At 74.3% G+C, this 14,133-nt stretch carries 8 protein-coding genes and 1 rRNA gene (1 of these 9 only partly in view); 4 read left to right on the forward strand and 5 right to left on the reverse strand.

All coding sequences use genetic code 11. From position 1 onward, the window contains the following. A 16S ribosomal RNA gene (locus tag SGLAU_RS15900) occupies nt 1-232 on the reverse strand; it reaches 1,294 nt to the left of the window's first position. 651 nt (nt 233-883) lie between these two features. Continuing rightward, entirely contained in the window at nt 884-1,432 is a 549-nt protein-coding gene (locus tag SGLAU_RS15905) for a MarR family winged helix-turn-helix transcriptional regulator (RefSeq protein ID WP_043502130.1), read from the reverse strand. A gap of 132 nt (nt 1,433-1,564) precedes the next feature. Here SGLAU_RS15905 and SGLAU_RS15910 point away from each other — a divergent pair, with 132 nt between their 5' ends. Beyond that, nucleotides 1,565-2,839 (forward strand): MFS transporter, encoded by a 1,275-nt coding sequence (locus SGLAU_RS15910; RefSeq protein ID WP_208868993.1) that lies wholly within the window; start codon nt 1,565-1,567, stop codon nt 2,837-2,839. Nucleotides 2,840-2,919: 80 nt separating this feature from the next. Here SGLAU_RS15910 and SGLAU_RS15915 read toward each other — a convergent pair whose 3' ends face one another. Together SGLAU_RS15915 and SGLAU_RS15920 are read right to left on the reverse strand one after the other, a co-directional pair. Next, entirely contained in the window at nt 2,920-4,590 is a 1,671-nt protein-coding gene (locus SGLAU_RS15915; RefSeq protein ID WP_043502134.1) for a SpoIIE family protein phosphatase, read from the reverse strand. Between the two features lie 244 nt (nt 4,591-4,834). Then, nucleotides 4,835-6,196: an NAD(P)/FAD-dependent oxidoreductase gene (locus tag SGLAU_RS15920; protein WP_043502135.1), complete on the reverse strand. Its 1,362-nt coding sequence runs from the start codon at nt 6,194-6,196 to the stop codon at nt 4,835-4,837. A gap of 393 nt (nt 6,197-6,589) precedes the next feature. On the opposite strand from SGLAU_RS15920, the gene SGLAU_RS15925 reads away from it, so the two are divergent. Then, nucleotides 6,590-7,342 (forward strand): TetR/AcrR family transcriptional regulator, encoded by a 753-nt coding sequence (locus SGLAU_RS15925; protein WP_043502137.1) that lies wholly within the window; start codon nt 6,590-6,592, stop codon nt 7,340-7,342. A gap of 301 nt (nt 7,343-7,643) precedes the next feature. Continuing rightward, nucleotides 7,644-9,707 (forward strand): sigma-70 family RNA polymerase sigma factor, encoded by a 2,064-nt coding sequence (locus SGLAU_RS15930; protein ID WP_043502138.1) that lies wholly within the window; start codon nt 7,644-7,646, stop codon nt 9,705-9,707. A gap of 110 nt (nt 9,708-9,817) precedes the next feature. Here the strand turns inward: SGLAU_RS15930 and SGLAU_RS15935 are convergent, their stop codons facing one another. Then, nucleotides 9,818-11,917, reverse strand: a complete 2,100-nt coding sequence (locus SGLAU_RS15935) for an asparagine synthase-related protein (RefSeq protein WP_043502139.1) — start codon at nt 11,915-11,917, stop codon at nt 9,818-9,820. A gap of 738 nt (nt 11,918-12,655) precedes the next feature. On the opposite strand from SGLAU_RS15935, the gene SGLAU_RS15940 reads away from it, so the two are divergent. Next, the gene (locus SGLAU_RS15940) at nt 12,656-14,080 is read left to right on the forward strand and encodes a hypothetical protein (protein ID WP_043502141.1); all 1,425 of its coding nucleotides are present in this window, start codon (nt 12,656-12,658) and stop codon (nt 14,078-14,080) included. The last annotated feature ends 53 nt before the right edge of the window (nt 14,081-14,133 follow it).

Raw genomic sequence — 14,133 nt, forward strand, 5'->3', positions numbered from 1 at the left:
CCGCGGGCTCATCCTGCACCGCCGGAGCTTTCGATCATCAAGGATGCCCAAGACAATCAGTATCCGGTATTAGACCCCGTTTCCAGGGCTTGTCCCAGAGTGCAGGGCAGATTGCCCACGTGTTACTCACCCGTTCGCCACTAATCCCCACCGAAGTGGTTCATCGTTCGACTTGCATGTGTTAAGCACGCCGCCAGCGTTCGTCCTGAGCCAGGATCAAACTCTCCGTGAATGTTTACCGGTACTCCGGTCGACACCACGAGAGCGGTGCGAGAGGAGGAATAGTCCCCTCGCACACAGCGTCCTCGCTGTGTTTTTTTCAAAGGAACCTCGACCATCGGTTGTCCGATGGACGGGGTATCAACATATCTGGCGTTGACTTTTGGCACGCTGTTGAGTTCTCAAGGAACGGACGCTTCCTTTGTACTCACCCTCTCGGGCTTTCCTCCGGGCGCTTCCCTTCGGTCTTGCGTTTCCGACTCTATCAGATCTTTTTCCGATCCGATTTCCTCGGTGCTTTCCAGGTTCCCGCTTCCGCGTTTCCCTTTCCGGCGGTTCCGACTCTATCAGATCCTTTCGGGCCTGACCCCCAGTCAGCGGGGCTTGTCCTCGCGGCCGTTGGGCCGTTCCGACGTCTCAAACTTTAGCGGATCCTGTCGGCGATTCCCAATCGGGCCGCCGCACCCCGAATCGAATTGAATTCGGGCACGCCGAAATCAACCCCGTCGGGAGATCGTGCTGGTGGTTTGAGTGCCGCTCGCGCGGCGGAAGTGCCATCGCAGAACCGTTCCGGCTCCGTGACAACCCGAAGAACCTTACGGATCCGGCAGGGGGGTGTCAAGCGGTCCCTGTCAAGATCTTTTGCGTCCGCCCGGTGACCGGGTCAGTCCAGGTCGGAGAGGCGTCCGCCGGCGTCCGGCTGGGCGTGCTCCACCCGGCGCAGCAGCCGGGTCAGGACCTCGCCGAGGACGCCGCGCTCCACGGGCGTGAGGTCCTGGAGCAGGTCCTCCTCGAAGACGGTGGCGAGACGCATGGCCTCCAGCCACTTCTCCCGGCCCTCGGGCGTCAGCTCCACGATCACCCGTACGCGGTTGTTCTCGTCCCTCTCCCGGGTGACCAGGCCCTCGGTGACCATGCGGTCGATCCGGTGGGTCATGGCGGCCGGGGTGAGACCGAGGCGCTTGGCCAGGTCGCCCGGACCCATGCGGTACGGGGCGCCCGAGAGGACGAGGGCCTTGAGGACCTCCCACTCGGCGTTGCTGATGCCGAGGGCGGCGGTCTGGCGGCCGTAGGCGACGTTCATGCGGCGGTTCAGCCGGGACAAGGCCGAAACGATCTTCTCGACCTGGGGGTCGAGGTCCTGGAACTCGCGCTGGTAGGCGGCGATCTGCTCTTCGAGGGTCGGCTCGCTGACGCCGGGGGTGTCGCCCATGAGCCGAGTATCGCACGGAACCGCTTGGCATCGAAGTCCTTCGGCATGTACTCTTTAGCTTCGAAGTTTAGGCTTGAAGCCTTCACTCCTAATGTTTCCTGCTACTCGAGAGAGGTGAACGTGACCAGGGCGATGGGCGCTGCGATGCGCCGGATCCACGTGGGCAACGCACTCAGCGCGTTCGGGCTCGGCTTCACCGTCCCCTACCTGTACGTCTATGTGGCGCAGGTGCGAGGGCTCGGTGCGGTGACGGCGGGGATGGTGCTCGCCGTCTTCGCCGTGGCGGCGCTGATGGTGCTGCCGTTCGCCGGCCGGGCGATCGTGCGGCAGGGCCCGCTTCCGGTGCTGCAGACCGCCCTGGTCACGGCCGCCGTAGGGGCGCTGGGGCTCGGCCTCGCGGGCGGCGCGGTCACCGTGCTGCTGACGGCCGCGCTCCTCGGGGCCGGGCAGGCCGTGATGCAGCCGGCGCTGGCGACGATGATCGTGGACTGCTCGTCGGCGGAGACGCGGTCGCGGGCGTTCGCGATGCAGTTCTTCCTGCAGAACCTCGGCCTGGGCGTCGGTGGTCTGATCGGCGGCCACCTCGTCGACACCACGCGGGTCTCGTCGTTCACCCTGCTCTTCGCGATCGAGGCGGCGATGTTCCTGCTGCTCGTCGTGGTGATGGCGACGGTGCGGATGCCGCACTCGCCGCGGATCGAGGGCGCTCCGGCGCAGTCCGCCAAGGGCGGCTGGAAGCAGCTCCTGGGCAACCGCGCGATGGTGCAGCTGTCCGTGCTCGGCTTCGTGCTGTTCTTCGCCTGCTACGGGCAGTTCGAGTCGGGGCTCAGCGCGTACGGCGTGGAGGCCGCCGGGATATCGACGTCCACGCTCGGGACGGCGCTGGCCGCCAACACCGCGATGATCGTCGTCGCCCAGTTCGCCGTACTGCGGTTCGTGGAGCGGCGGCGTCGTTCCCGGGTGATCGCCGCCGTCGGGCTGATCTGGGCCGTGGCCTGGCTGGCGGCCGGGTACGCGGGGCTGGGGCACGGCAGCGAGGAGATGGCCACGGCCGCGTTCGTGTCGACGTACGCGCTGTTCGGGCTGGGTGAGGCGATGCTGTCCCCGACCGTGGCCCCGCTGGTCGCCGATCTGGCGCCGGAGGGGCTGGCCGGGCAGTACAACTCGGCGTTCGCCCTGGTGAAGCAGCTGGCGCTGGCGGTCGGTCCCGCGGTGGGCGGGCCCATGGGGGCCTCGCTGCACGGGCCGTACATCGTGACGTTCCTGCTGTTCTCGCTCGGCATCAGCGTCCTGGCGATACGCCTGGGCCGCCGGCTGACCGAGGCGCAGGACCAGCCGTGGCGGGCCCGCAACCGGGTCATCGCCCGCGGTGGGCCCGCTGCGGAGCCGGTGTCCGCCGAGGCGTGACCCCGCGGAGGGGGTGCGGCCTTCTCACCCCCTCGGCCTCTCACCGCCCCGTCCTCTGCTCCTGGTCCTCCCCCGTCCGCTCAGCCCTTCGCCTTCTTCTCACCCCTCGGCAGGGCGAACTCGCACCACACCGCCTTGCCGCCGCCCGGGGTCCGGCGGCAGCCCCAGTTCGAGGCGATGGTCGCGACGATGGCGATGCCCCGGCCGGACTCGTCACCGGGCTCCGCGCGACGGCGGCGGGGGAGGTGGTCGTCTCCGTCGGTGACCTCGATGATCAGACGGCGGTCGGTGCGGCGCAGGCGCAGGCGCATGGGCGGGGTGCCGTGCTGGAGCGAGTTGGCGACCAGTTCGCTGGCGGCCAGGACGCCCAGGTCGTGCAGGTCCGCCGGGAAGCGCCAGCTGGTGAGGACGCCGGAGGCGAAGGCCCGGGCGCGGGGGGCCGCCTCGATGCCGCCGAGCAGTTCCAGCGCGGCGTTGCGGAAGAGCTCGGCGGCCGGGCCCGTGCGGGCCGGGTGCTGGAGGACGAGGACGGCCACGTCGTCGTCGTGGTCGGCGGTGACGCCGGCGGACCGGACCAGTCGGTCGCAGACCACCTGGGGGGTGCCGGTGGCACCGGCCAGGGCGCGTTCCAGGGCGGCGATGCCCTCGTCCAGGTCGGCGTCGCGCCGTTCGACCAGGCCGTCCGTGTAGAGGACGGCGGTGGAGCCGGGGCCCAGGGCGATGGAGCCCGAGGAGTGCATCCAGCCGCCGGTGCCGAGCGGCGGGCCGGTGGGTTCGTCGGCGCGCCGCACGGTGCCGCTCTCGTCGCGGACCAGGATCGGCAGGTGGCCGGCCGACGCATAGACCAGCCGGCCCTCGTTGGGGTCGTGGACGGCGTAGACGCAGGTGGCGATCTGGTGGGCGTCGATCTCGGTGGCGAGGCCGTCGAGGAGCTGCAGGACCTCGTGCGGGGGCAGGTCCAGGCGGGCGTAGGCGCGTACCGCGGTGCGCAGCTGGCCCATGACGGCTGCCGCGCGGACGCCGCGGCCCATGACGTCGCCGATGACGAGGGCGGTGCGGCCGCCGCCGAGGGTGATCACGTCGTACCAGTCGCCGCCGACGGCCGCCTCGGTGCCGCCCGGGTGGTAGGTGGCGGCGATGCGCAGGTCGTCCGGCTCCTCGAGTTCCTGGGGGAGCAGGGAGCGCTGGAGGGTGACGGCGGTCTCGCGCTGGCGGCGTTCGCTGGCCCGCAGGCGTTCCGCGGCCTCCGCGTGGTCGGTGACGTCGGTGGCGAAGACGAGCACCCCGCCACCGCTGCGGTCGCCCTCGCGGACGGCCGGGGTGCAGGTGAAGGTGTAGGAGCGGCCGTCGACGGCCTTGCGGGACTTCAGGGTCCGGGGCTTGCCGCTGCGCAGGACCTGGTCGAGCAGCGGCAGCAGGCCCAGCTCCCGCAGTTCGGGCAGGGCGTCGCGGGCGGGAGCGCCGGGCGGGCGGGCCCCGAAGGCGGCGGCGTAGGCCTCGTTGACGTACGCCAGCCGGTGGTCGGTGCCGTGGACGAGGGCGACCAGGGCGGGCACCCGGTCCAGGACCTCGCGCCCCGGCAGCTCGTCGACGGCGGGGACCGGCGGCTCGTCGGTGAGGTGCTCGGCGCGGGCCGCGGGGACGGCGCCCCGGCCCTCGCCCCGCCGGTCCGGGGCGGCCGTGGGTTCGGACCGCGCTGCGGCGCGGCGCTGCGTTCCGGGGAGCCGGGCGCTCCAGCGCGTGAAGTTCACGAATCCTTGCCTCGTGTCGTCGTCGTCGGCCGGCTCCGGGCCCGGCCCGGTCCTTCGGGGGCGGCGCGGTGGTGACCGCGGGGGGCCACCGCCCCCGGGAAGTGCAGCACTGGGTAAGCCTCGTGGGTTCGGCGGGCAGGGTGGGCGGACGCCCGCCCTGTCGGCGTGGACCAGTCTGGCAGTGTGACGGGCCGGACCGACATCCGTCAGACGCCGCGACGGCCCGCGGAGTTCCTGGCTTCGGTCAGGACGACCCCTTCGGGTCGTGCGGAGGTTTTCCCCCGGCCGCGAGTTCGAACTCCGCTCGTGGGTGTTCGAGTGAACCGAGCGAGACGATCTCCCGTTTGAAGAGGCCCGCGAGGGCCCATTCGGCCAGGACCCGTGCCTTGCGGTTGAAGGTGGGGACGCGGCTGAGGTGGTACGCGCGGTGCATGAACCAGGCGGGGTAGCCCTTGAGCTTGCGCCCGTAGACGTGGGCGACGCCCTTGTGCAGGCCGAGGGAGGCGACGGAGCCGGCGTACCGGTGGGAGTACGTCCGCAGGGGCTCCCCGCGTAGGGAGCGCGCGATGTTGTCGCCGAGGACCCGGGCCTGGCGGACGGCGTGCTGGGCGTTGGGGGCGCAGTCGGTGCCCGGGGCGGTGACGTCGGGGACGGCGGCGGCGTCGCCCGCCGCCCACGCGTGCGCGTGGCCCTCGACGGTCAGTTCTGCGGTGCAGCGCAGCCGGCCGCGCTCGGTGCGGGGCAGGTCGGTGGCGTCGAGGACCGGGTGCGGTTTGACGCCGGCCGTCCAGACGACCGTGCGGGTCGGGAACCGCTGGCCGTCGCTGAGCACGGCGATCCGGTCGGCGCAGGACTCCAGGCGGGTGCCGAGGAGGACCTGGACGTTGCGGCGGCGCAGTTCGGTGACCGTGTAGCGGCCCATCTCCTCGCCGACCTCCGGCAGGATGCGGTCCGAGGCCTCGACGAGGATCCACTTCAGGTCGTCGGGGGTGAGGTTGTGGTAGTACCGCGCGGTGTAGCGGGCCATGTCCTCCAGCTCGCCGAGCGCCTCCACGCCGGCGTAGCCGCCGCCGACGAAGACGAAGGTGAGGGCGGCGTCGCGGATCGCCGGGTCGCGGGTGGAGGAGGCGATGTCCATCTGCTCGATGACGTGGTTGCGCAGCCCGATGGCCTCCTCGACGGTCTTGAAGCCGATGCCGTGGTCGGCGAGGCCGGGGACGGGGAGCGTGCGCGAGACGGAGCCGGGGGCGAGGACCAGTTCGTCGTAGGGCAGTTCCTCGGGGGGCGCGCCCCGTTCCTCGGTGGCGAGGGTGGTGATGGTGGCGGTGCGCTCGGCGTGGCGGACGGACCGCGCCTCGCCGACGACGACCCGGCAGTGCGGCAGGACGCGGCGCAGCGGGACGACGACGTGGCGGGGGGAGAGGGAGCCGGCGGCCGCTTCGGGCAGGAACGGCTGGTACGTCATGTACGGCTCCGGGGTGACGACCGTGATCTCCGCCTCGCCCCGGCGCAGTTCCCGTCTCAGGTTCCGCTGGAGGCGCAGGGCCGTGTACATCCCGACGTAGCCGCCGCCGACAACGAGAATGCGCGCACGTTCCTTCACCATCCCATGACGCACCCGGCGCCTGCGTTTGTCCACAGCCCCGGCAATTTGTGTGACGGCGCGGCCGGTACGCGCGGGGTTGGCCGAATCACCGGTGTGCGGGGAAGCGCCCCTGGTCAGGGCGCGAGAGGGGGGTGACCCGGGGGGATGTAATCGGGACGTATACGACCCGTGCTCCGATCGGGGGGCGCTCCGTGCGGAACCTGCCCCTTCTGAATTGACTGTCTCTCAACTATGTTCGTCTCTCGACGGGGTGTAGGGGGGTGCTGCCTCTCGGGTCCGCGACGGGCGGGCTCGACCGGCTGGCTCGGGACACGAGCCGGTTCCGCCCGCCGCTCCGGCAGCCAATGGCGGGGAGAGTCTCCGGGGGGAGACGTCATTACCGGGGGATTTCTTATGCACATTCAGGACTCTCGTTGGTCTTCCGCGTCGGCCATCGCACCCGGCGGCGCGGTCGGAGCGGCGGTGGGCAACGGACGCGGGGACGGTGCGCGGACCACACCGCTGCGCGTGGACGCACAGCGCAATCTCGAGCACGTACTGCGCGCGGCGCGCGAGGTCTTCGGCGAGCTGGGTTACGGCGCGCCGATGGAGGACGTGGCGCGGCGCGCCCGGGTGGGCGTCGGCACGGTGTACCGGCGCTTCCCGAGCAAGGACGTCCTGGTCCGGCGGATAGCCGAGGAGGAGACCTCCCGGCTGACCGACCAGGCACGGGCGGCGCTCGGGCAGGAGGACGAGCCGTGGTCGGCCCTGTCCCGCTTCCTGCGGACGTCGGTGGCCTCGGGCGCCGGGCGGCTGCTGCCGCCTCAGGTGCTGCGGGTCGGCGTCGCGGAGGACGGCGGCGCGGGGCCGGACGAGGCGCGGGTCCCGCAGCAGCGGACCCAGCCGGGCGGCGGCGAGCTGCGGCTGGTGCCGGAGCAGTCGGCCGCCGTGGACGACGCGGGCGCGGCGGCGCTGCTCGACGTGGTGGGCCAGCTCGTGGAGCGGGCCCGCGCGGCGGGCGAGCTGCGGCCGGACGTGTCGGTGTCGGACGTCCTGCTGGTGATCGCGACGGCGGCACCCTCGCTGCCGGACGCGGCGCAGCAGGCGGCGGCCTCGGCGCGGCTGCTCGACATCCTGCTGGAGGGGCTGCGGTCGCGGCCGGTGTGACGGCCGCCTCCGTCGGCTCGACGAGGTGAGGGGCGTGGGTGCCGTGGTGCCCGCGCCCTTTCTCGTTCCTCCGTGCGTCCGGTGCGGGCGGCTCCGGTTCCTCGCGGCCGGCCGCACCGACCGAACGGCGGCTTCCGTGACGGCGGTCGAGGCCCTCGAACGGGTGACGGCCGGTGCCGGGCCGTGGCACGTCCCCTCGGACGAGTGGATGACGAGCGCTGCCGGGGCGCCGCCGGGAACCGGTGTGGCACTCTGACCCGGTGGTCGGGACGGGTCGGGCTGGCGGCGGGGGCTTTCCGCGATGAGCGTTGACGGGCGGGACGAGTCAGCGGACGACGGCGACCCGGAGGCCGACGGCCGGATTCCACCCCAGGTGCCCGGCCGGGGCGGCCGCGCCGACCGCCCGCGATCAGGCCACCCGGCGACGGGCAACCCGTCGGCAGGTCACCCCTCGGCTGGCCACCCCTCGGCAGCTCTCCCGCCGTCACGCCCCCCGTCGACTGGCCGCCCGTCGGCAGGTCACCCCTCGGGCCTTCCCCCGGCGGGGGCCGTGCCGGCGCAGCGCGACCGGCGCGACGACAGCGGGATCCTGCCGCCACCGCCCGGACTGCCGCCCTCCGACGCCGAACTCGTCGGCCGGATGCGGTCCGGCGACGACACCGCGTACGAGGAGCTGTACCGCCGTCACGCGGACGCCGTACGCCGTTACGCGCGCACCTGCTGCCGTGACGTCCACACCGCCGACGACCTCACCGCCGAGGTGTTCGCCCGGATGCTCCAGGCGGTGCGCGGCGGCTCGGGGCCCGAGCACGCCGTCCGCGCCTACCTGCTGACCAGCGTCCGCCGGGTCGCCGCCGGCTGGGCCGGCACCGCCAAGCGCGAGCAGCTCGTCGACGACTTCGCGCTGTTCGCCTCCCGGGCCGCGAGGGCGTCCGGGGTGCCCGACGCCGGAACCGTCGAGGTGGGTGCCGACGTGCGGGCCATGCACGAGGCCGAACAGTCCCTGGCCATGCGGGCGTTCCGTTCCCTGCCCGAGCGCTGGCAGGCCGTGCTGTGGCACACCGAGGTCGAGGACGAGTCGCCGAGCGAGGTCGCCACGCTCTTCGGGCTCGACGCCAACGGCACCCGCGTGCTCGCCAGCCGCGCCCGCGAAGGACTGAGGCAGGCCTACCTCCAGGCCCATGTCAGCGTCTCGCTCGCCACCGACGAGGAGTGCGCCCGCTACGCCGACCGGCTCGGCACCTACGCCCGCCGCAAACTGCGCACCCGCGCGGAGCGGGGCCTGCGCAAGCACCTGGCGGAGTGTGCCAGGTGCCGGCTGGCGGCCACCCAGATCGAGGAGGTCGCCGGCGGGATTCCCGCGGTGGTGCCGGTGGCCGTCATCGGCTGGTTCGGTGCCGCCGGGTACGCCAAGGCGGCCGGGTTCGTCGCGGGCGGTGCCGGAACCGCGGGCGCCGCGGCGGCGGGCGGCACGTCCGGCGGCACGGCGACGTCCGGCGGCGCGGGCGGGGCCGTCGCCGAGGGCGTCGGCGCGCCGGTGAAGGCCGGTGTCGCCGCCGGGGTGGTGGCGGTGGCCGCCGCGGCCGTCGCGCTCGCTCTCGTCGGTGACGACAGCGCCCCCGGCGAGCCGGTGGCCAAGCCGCCCGTCTCCGCACCGGCGCACCGGCAGCCACCACCGTCCCCGGCACCGGTCCCGCCGACGAAGCGCCCCGCACCGCGGCTCCCGGTGACCGTCCCGGCCCCGGACCCCGCCCCGGTCGCCGCGCCCCGCACCGGCCCGCCGCCGGCCCCCACGCGTACCGCCGCACCCCGCGAACCGTCCCCCGCCCCGACCCCGGCGCCGGCCTCGACGCCCCCGCCGCCCGCGTCCACGCCCGCCCCCGTCCCCACCCGCACGCCCGCCCCGGCACCCACCGACCCGCCCGCGCCGGTCGTCCACCAGTGGAGCGAGCTGTCGTACGACATCGCCGGCGACGGCAGCGGGCCCGAGATGCGGTTCGGAGAGAGCGACTGGGTGTGGCAGCGGCAGGGGCTGTCGATCGGCGGGACGTCCTACGCGCGCGGGGTCACCGTGCAGGGCCGCTCCTCCGTCACCGTCGGCCTCGACCGTGGGTGCAGCGCGTTCGAGGCGCTGGCCGGCATCGACGACCTGACGCACAAGCTCGGCGAGGTGTACTTCTCGGTCCACGCCGACGGTGTGCCGCTGTGGAAGTCCGCGCTGGTCGCGGGCGGCGACCCGGCCGTACCGGTGCGGGTGGACCTGACCGGCCGGGAGACCGTGCGGCTGGTGGTCGAGCCCCACCGCCCCCTCGACGGCGTGGCGGCAGCGGACTGGGCGGAGTCCAGGTTCGTCTGCTCACGGTGACTTCGGCGGGGCCCCGTCGCGGTCCGGGCGGCTCCCGGGCGCACTCCTCGCCCGGCGGCGCGCGGGGCAGGGGCCGGGCCGCGGGCGCGGGCGCACGCGCGCAGGGCCGGTCACGCCCGCCGTACCGTGGCCCCCGCCCCCAGCGCCCCGCGCTGCGGGACGATCCCCGCCGGGACCGCACGCGCGCGGGCGGGGGTACCGGTCCAGCAGGTGCCGCGGCGGGCGAGGAGGCGGCGGAGCCAGAGCTCCAGGGAGACCAGGTCGGCGAGGCCGTCCAGGGGCAGGGGCTCGCCCTCGGCGGCGCGGCGCACCGCCTTGCGGACGACGCGGGCCTCGACCAGGCCCGCCTGCGCCAGCAGCGGGGTGTCGAACAGGGCCATCAGGGAGCCGGTCGCGGCGCGCAGCCCGGTGCGGGCGGCGGCCACCGCCGGGGCCTGGGAGGTGGCGCCCCAGCCGGCCGGCAGTTCGGTGACCCCGGCGCCGGTCAGCACGGTGCGCAGGATGGCGGCGCGCGCCCCCGGCTGCACGCGCAGCGCCTCGGGCAGCTCGCGGCAGGCGCGGACGACCTGGTTGTCCAGGAAGGGGGTGTGCAGGCGCTGGAAGCGGATCTCGGCGGCCTGTTCGAGGACGCGGACGTCGGCGGCGGTGCGGGCGAGGGCCGCGCGGGCGCGGAAGTCGCCGGGGCGGCGGTCGGGGCCGACGGCGGCCCGCTGGATCGCGGTCTGGAGCCGAACCGATACTTCTGCCAGTGCCTCCCCGGTGAGCCAGCGCGCGGCGGGTCCGGGTCTGGCCCAGGTGAGCGCCGCGAGGGATGCCCCGGTGGCGCCCCCGGGTTCCTCGAAGCAGCGCTCCATGAGCTGCCCGGCGAGGTTTTCGACGCCCGCGCGGTAGGGCGTCCGGGCGAGGCGGCGGGCCGCGGCGTACACGCGCGCGGGGACCAGTACCGAGCCGTCCGCCTTCGCGAGGGCGGCCACCGGGCGCACCAGGTGCCGGCGCCTGCGGTCCATCAGGAGGTCGGCGAGCCGGGCCGGGTGGGCGTCGAGGACCTGGCGGGCGCCGTAGCCGGTGAGGTGGTCGGCGCTGCCCGCGGCGAGCCGGGCGCGGTGCCGGGCGGCGGTCACCAGGCAGGAGCTGGGTTCGTCGGTCAGCGGGCCGTCCAGGTCGGCGTACGGCAGGGTCTCCTCGCCGCCGGCGACCACGACGTGGTGCAGCCGGGGCCCGGCGGCGAGCGCGCCGGCCCGTTCCAGTTCGGCCTCCCGGCCGCCGACGGCCAGGTCGTTGAAGGTGACGGCGAGCAGCCGTTCCCCGGCGCCGGTGCCGTGTCCGAGGACGGTGCCCGGCATGCCGGGCAGGCCCGCGGCGAGCAGGGCGAGGGTCGCCGAGGCGGGTCCGCCGGAGAGGTCGGCGCCGATGCCCGGTACCGGCATCCCGCGCGCGGCGCGCCGTTCCGCGGGGCCCATGCCGGGGACGGGCCCGGGGTCGATGCCGGAGCCGGGGACGTGCCGGGGCGCGGACAGCCGGGTCCGCACCGCCTCCACCAGCGCGTCCCGTACGGCGTCCACGGCGCGGTCGGGGTCGGCGGGCGGCGCGGCCACCGCGAGGGAGGCGACCTGTTCGTACCCGGCGATCTCGCGGGCCCCGGCGCGCAGGATCAGCGCGTGCCCCGGGGGGATGCGCCGTACGCCGTCGTAGGGGGTGGACTCCTGCACCGCGGCCGGTACGTCCGGGGCGGCCAGCAGCGCGGCGAGGTGGCCGAAGTCGAGGTTGGCCTCGATGAGGTCGGCGAGGGGGAGCGCGGCCGTGGCGTAGGCGGTGCCGCCGGCCCAGGGGGCGTGGAAGACGGGACGGGCGCCCGCGAGGTCGCCGCAGACGGTGACGCGGCGCCCGACCTGGACGACCGCCGTGTAGCTGCCCGGCCAGGCGGTCAGGTGCCGCAGTGCGCCGCCGCGCGCCGCGAAGAGCCCGACCCGCAGTTGTTCGTCGCTGGCGCCGCAGGTGCCGAGGACGGCGATCCGGGTCTGCGGGTCGGCGGTGACCACGCGCACCTCGTCGGGGCGCCAGTCGCCGACCGCCCACAGCGGGTCGGGGTCGCCCCACAGGAGCTGGGAGCCGACGGGGTGGAGGGTCTCACCGTCGTATCCGGTGGCGCCCGCCGTGCCGGGGCCCGCGGCGCCCGCGGCGGTGCTGCTCCACCCCACCAACCACCGCATCGACGCCTCCACGAGCTGTGGACAACCAGTGCACCGCAGGAACCGGTCACCATGCTGCCACGAGAGACGCGCCGGGGAGCGTCGGCGGAGCCGCTGACGCCCCCGTGAATGCGCCCCACGCGCTCTGGCATGCGCCCCGGGCAAAGTCCCCATGGCGGCAACGTCCGCTCCGCTCAGGGGTGTTGCGCGATCCCGCCGGCCGAACGCGCCTCCGTCCCACCCGGGACGCGCCCAGCGGCCCTCCACGCTCGCGACGCGCTCTCCAACGCCACGGCTTCCAGGGGGACTTCACGGTGCGACCACGGGGGCGGCTTTCGGCCATTCCAAGACCACGAAACACTCTCGCCGCCCGCGCCGTGCACGCTCCGTACAGGCTCTGCGCATCACCGAACGGGCGCACGGCCCGGGAAACGGGACTCGCCCCCCGGGCCGGACCGCCGCCCGCGGGGATGTGAGGCGGCGGTGTCCCCCAGCCCACCGGCAGTCCAGCGGGCCGACCCACGCGAAAGCCATGGAACCGCTCCCCACGTGGCCGGAGAAGAGCGCACGGCCGGGCGCACGGCCACACACCGGGAGCACGCCGCAACGGTGCGTAAAGGACCCGTACTGCCGTACGGACCACAATCCCGCCAACCGGAACTATGCCCCTTAACGCTTGGGATGCGGCGAACTACGCTGGGTTTACGAATGCCGCGTGGTTATGCCATCGCGGCAGCCGTCTGTGTCGAGGGGTGGCGCATGTCCAGGGAGCAACGCGGGCCGAACGAGAAACTCGGCGCCGTTCTCGCCCTCGCGGGAATCAGCAACGCGGGACTCGCACGACGCGTCAACGACCTGGGCGCGCAGCGCGGGCTGACGCTCCGGTACGACAAGACGTCGGTGGCCCGCTGGGTGTCCAAGGGCATGGTCCCGCAGGGCGCCGCACCGCACCTCATCGCGGCGGCCATCGGCCAGAAGCTGGGCCGGCCGGTGCCGCTGCACGAGATCGGCCTCGCCGACGCGGACCCCGCGCCGGAGGTCGGACTCGCCTTCCCCCGGGACGTCGGCCAGGCGGTGAGGTCCGCGACCGAGCTGTACCGCCTCGACCTCGCCGGGCGCCGCGCCGGCTCCGGCGGCATCTGGCAGTCCCTCGCCGGCTCGTTCGCGGTGAGCGCCTACGCGACGCCCGCCTCGCGGTGGCTGATAACCCCGGCCGACAGTTCGGTGGCGCGCGAGGGGAGCCCCGCGGAGGGCTCCGGCGCACCGATCAAAGTCGGCCACAGCGATGTGCGCAAACTCCGCGAGGCCGCCGAGGACGCCCGGCGCTGGGACTCCAAGTACGGCGGCGGGGACTGGCGTTCCTCCATGGTCCCCGAGTGCCTGCGCGTCGAGGCCGCCCCGCTCCTGCTGGGCTCCTACTCCGACGAGGTCGGCCGCGCCCTGTTCGGGGCCAGCGCCGAACTCACCCGGCTCGCGGGCTGGATGGCCTTCGACACCGGCCAGCAGGAGGCCGCCCAGCGCTACTACATCCAGGCCCTGCGCCTGGCCCGCGCGGCGGCGGACGTCCCCCTGGGCGGCTACGTCCTGGCGTCGATGTCGCTCCAGGCCACCTACCGGGGCTTCGGCGACGAGGGCGTGGACCTCGCGCAGGCCGCCCTGGAACGCAACCGGGGACTGGCCACGGCCCGCACCATGAGTTTCTTCCGGCTGGTCGAGGCGCGGGCCCACGCGCGCGCGGGAGACGCCCAGGCGGCCGGCGCGGCCCTGAAGGCCGCCGAGAGCTGGCTGGAGCGCGCCCGGCCCGGCGACCACGACCCGTCCTGGCTCGCCTTCTACTCCTACGACCGCTTCGCCGCCGACGCGGCCGAGTGCTACCGCGACCTGAAGGCGCCCCGCCAGGTCCGCCGCTTCACCGAGCAGGCCCTCTCGCAGCCCACCGAGGAGTTCGTCCGCTCGCACGGGCTGCGGCTGCTCGTCGGCGCGGTCGCCGAACTGGAGTCCGGCAATCTGGACGCGGCCTGCGCGCAGGGCGTCCGCGCGGTGGAGGTCGCCGGCCGGATATCGTCCGCGCGGACCACGGAGTACGTGCGGGACCTGCTGCACCGCCTGGAGCCGTACGGCGACGAGCCGCGCGTCGTGGAGCTGCGCGAGCGCGCCCGCCCGCTGCTCAGGGCCCCGGCGTGACCCCGGCATGATCCACAGGTGACTCCCGGGCGGATCCGTGTCCGGGCCCGACG

This window comes from Streptomyces glaucescens, from assembly GCF_000761215.1.
GTDB lineage: Bacteria > Actinomycetota > Actinomycetes > Streptomycetales > Streptomycetaceae > Streptomyces > Streptomyces glaucescens_B.

Bases quoted from the DNA above. Each gene is read 5' to 3' on its own strand.
- SGLAU_RS15930 (WP_043502138.1), top strand. From the start codon at position 7,644: ATGAGCGTTGACGGGCGGGACGAGTCAGCGGACGACGGCGACCCGGAG.
- SGLAU_RS15925 (WP_043502137.1), top strand. From the start codon at position 6,590: ATGCACATTCAGGACTCTCGTTGGTCTTCCGCGTCGGCCATCGCACCC.
- SGLAU_RS15935 (WP_043502139.1), bottom strand. From the start codon at position 11,917: ATGCGGTGGTTGGTGGGGTGGAGCAGCACCGCCGCGGGCGCCGCGGGC.
- SGLAU_RS15940 (WP_043502141.1), top strand. From the start codon at position 12,656: ATGTCCAGGGAGCAACGCGGGCCGAACGAGAAACTCGGCGCCGTTCTC.
- SGLAU_RS15905 (WP_043502130.1), bottom strand. From the start codon at position 1,432: ATGGGCGACACCCCCGGCGTCAGCGAGCCGACCCTCGAAGAGCAGATC.
- SGLAU_RS15920 (WP_043502135.1), bottom strand. From the start codon at position 6,196: ATGGTGAAGGAACGTGCGCGCATTCTCGTTGTCGGCGGCGGCTACGTC.
- SGLAU_RS15910 (WP_208868993.1), top strand. From the start codon at position 1,565: ATGGGCGCTGCGATGCGCCGGATCCACGTGGGCAACGCACTCAGCGCG.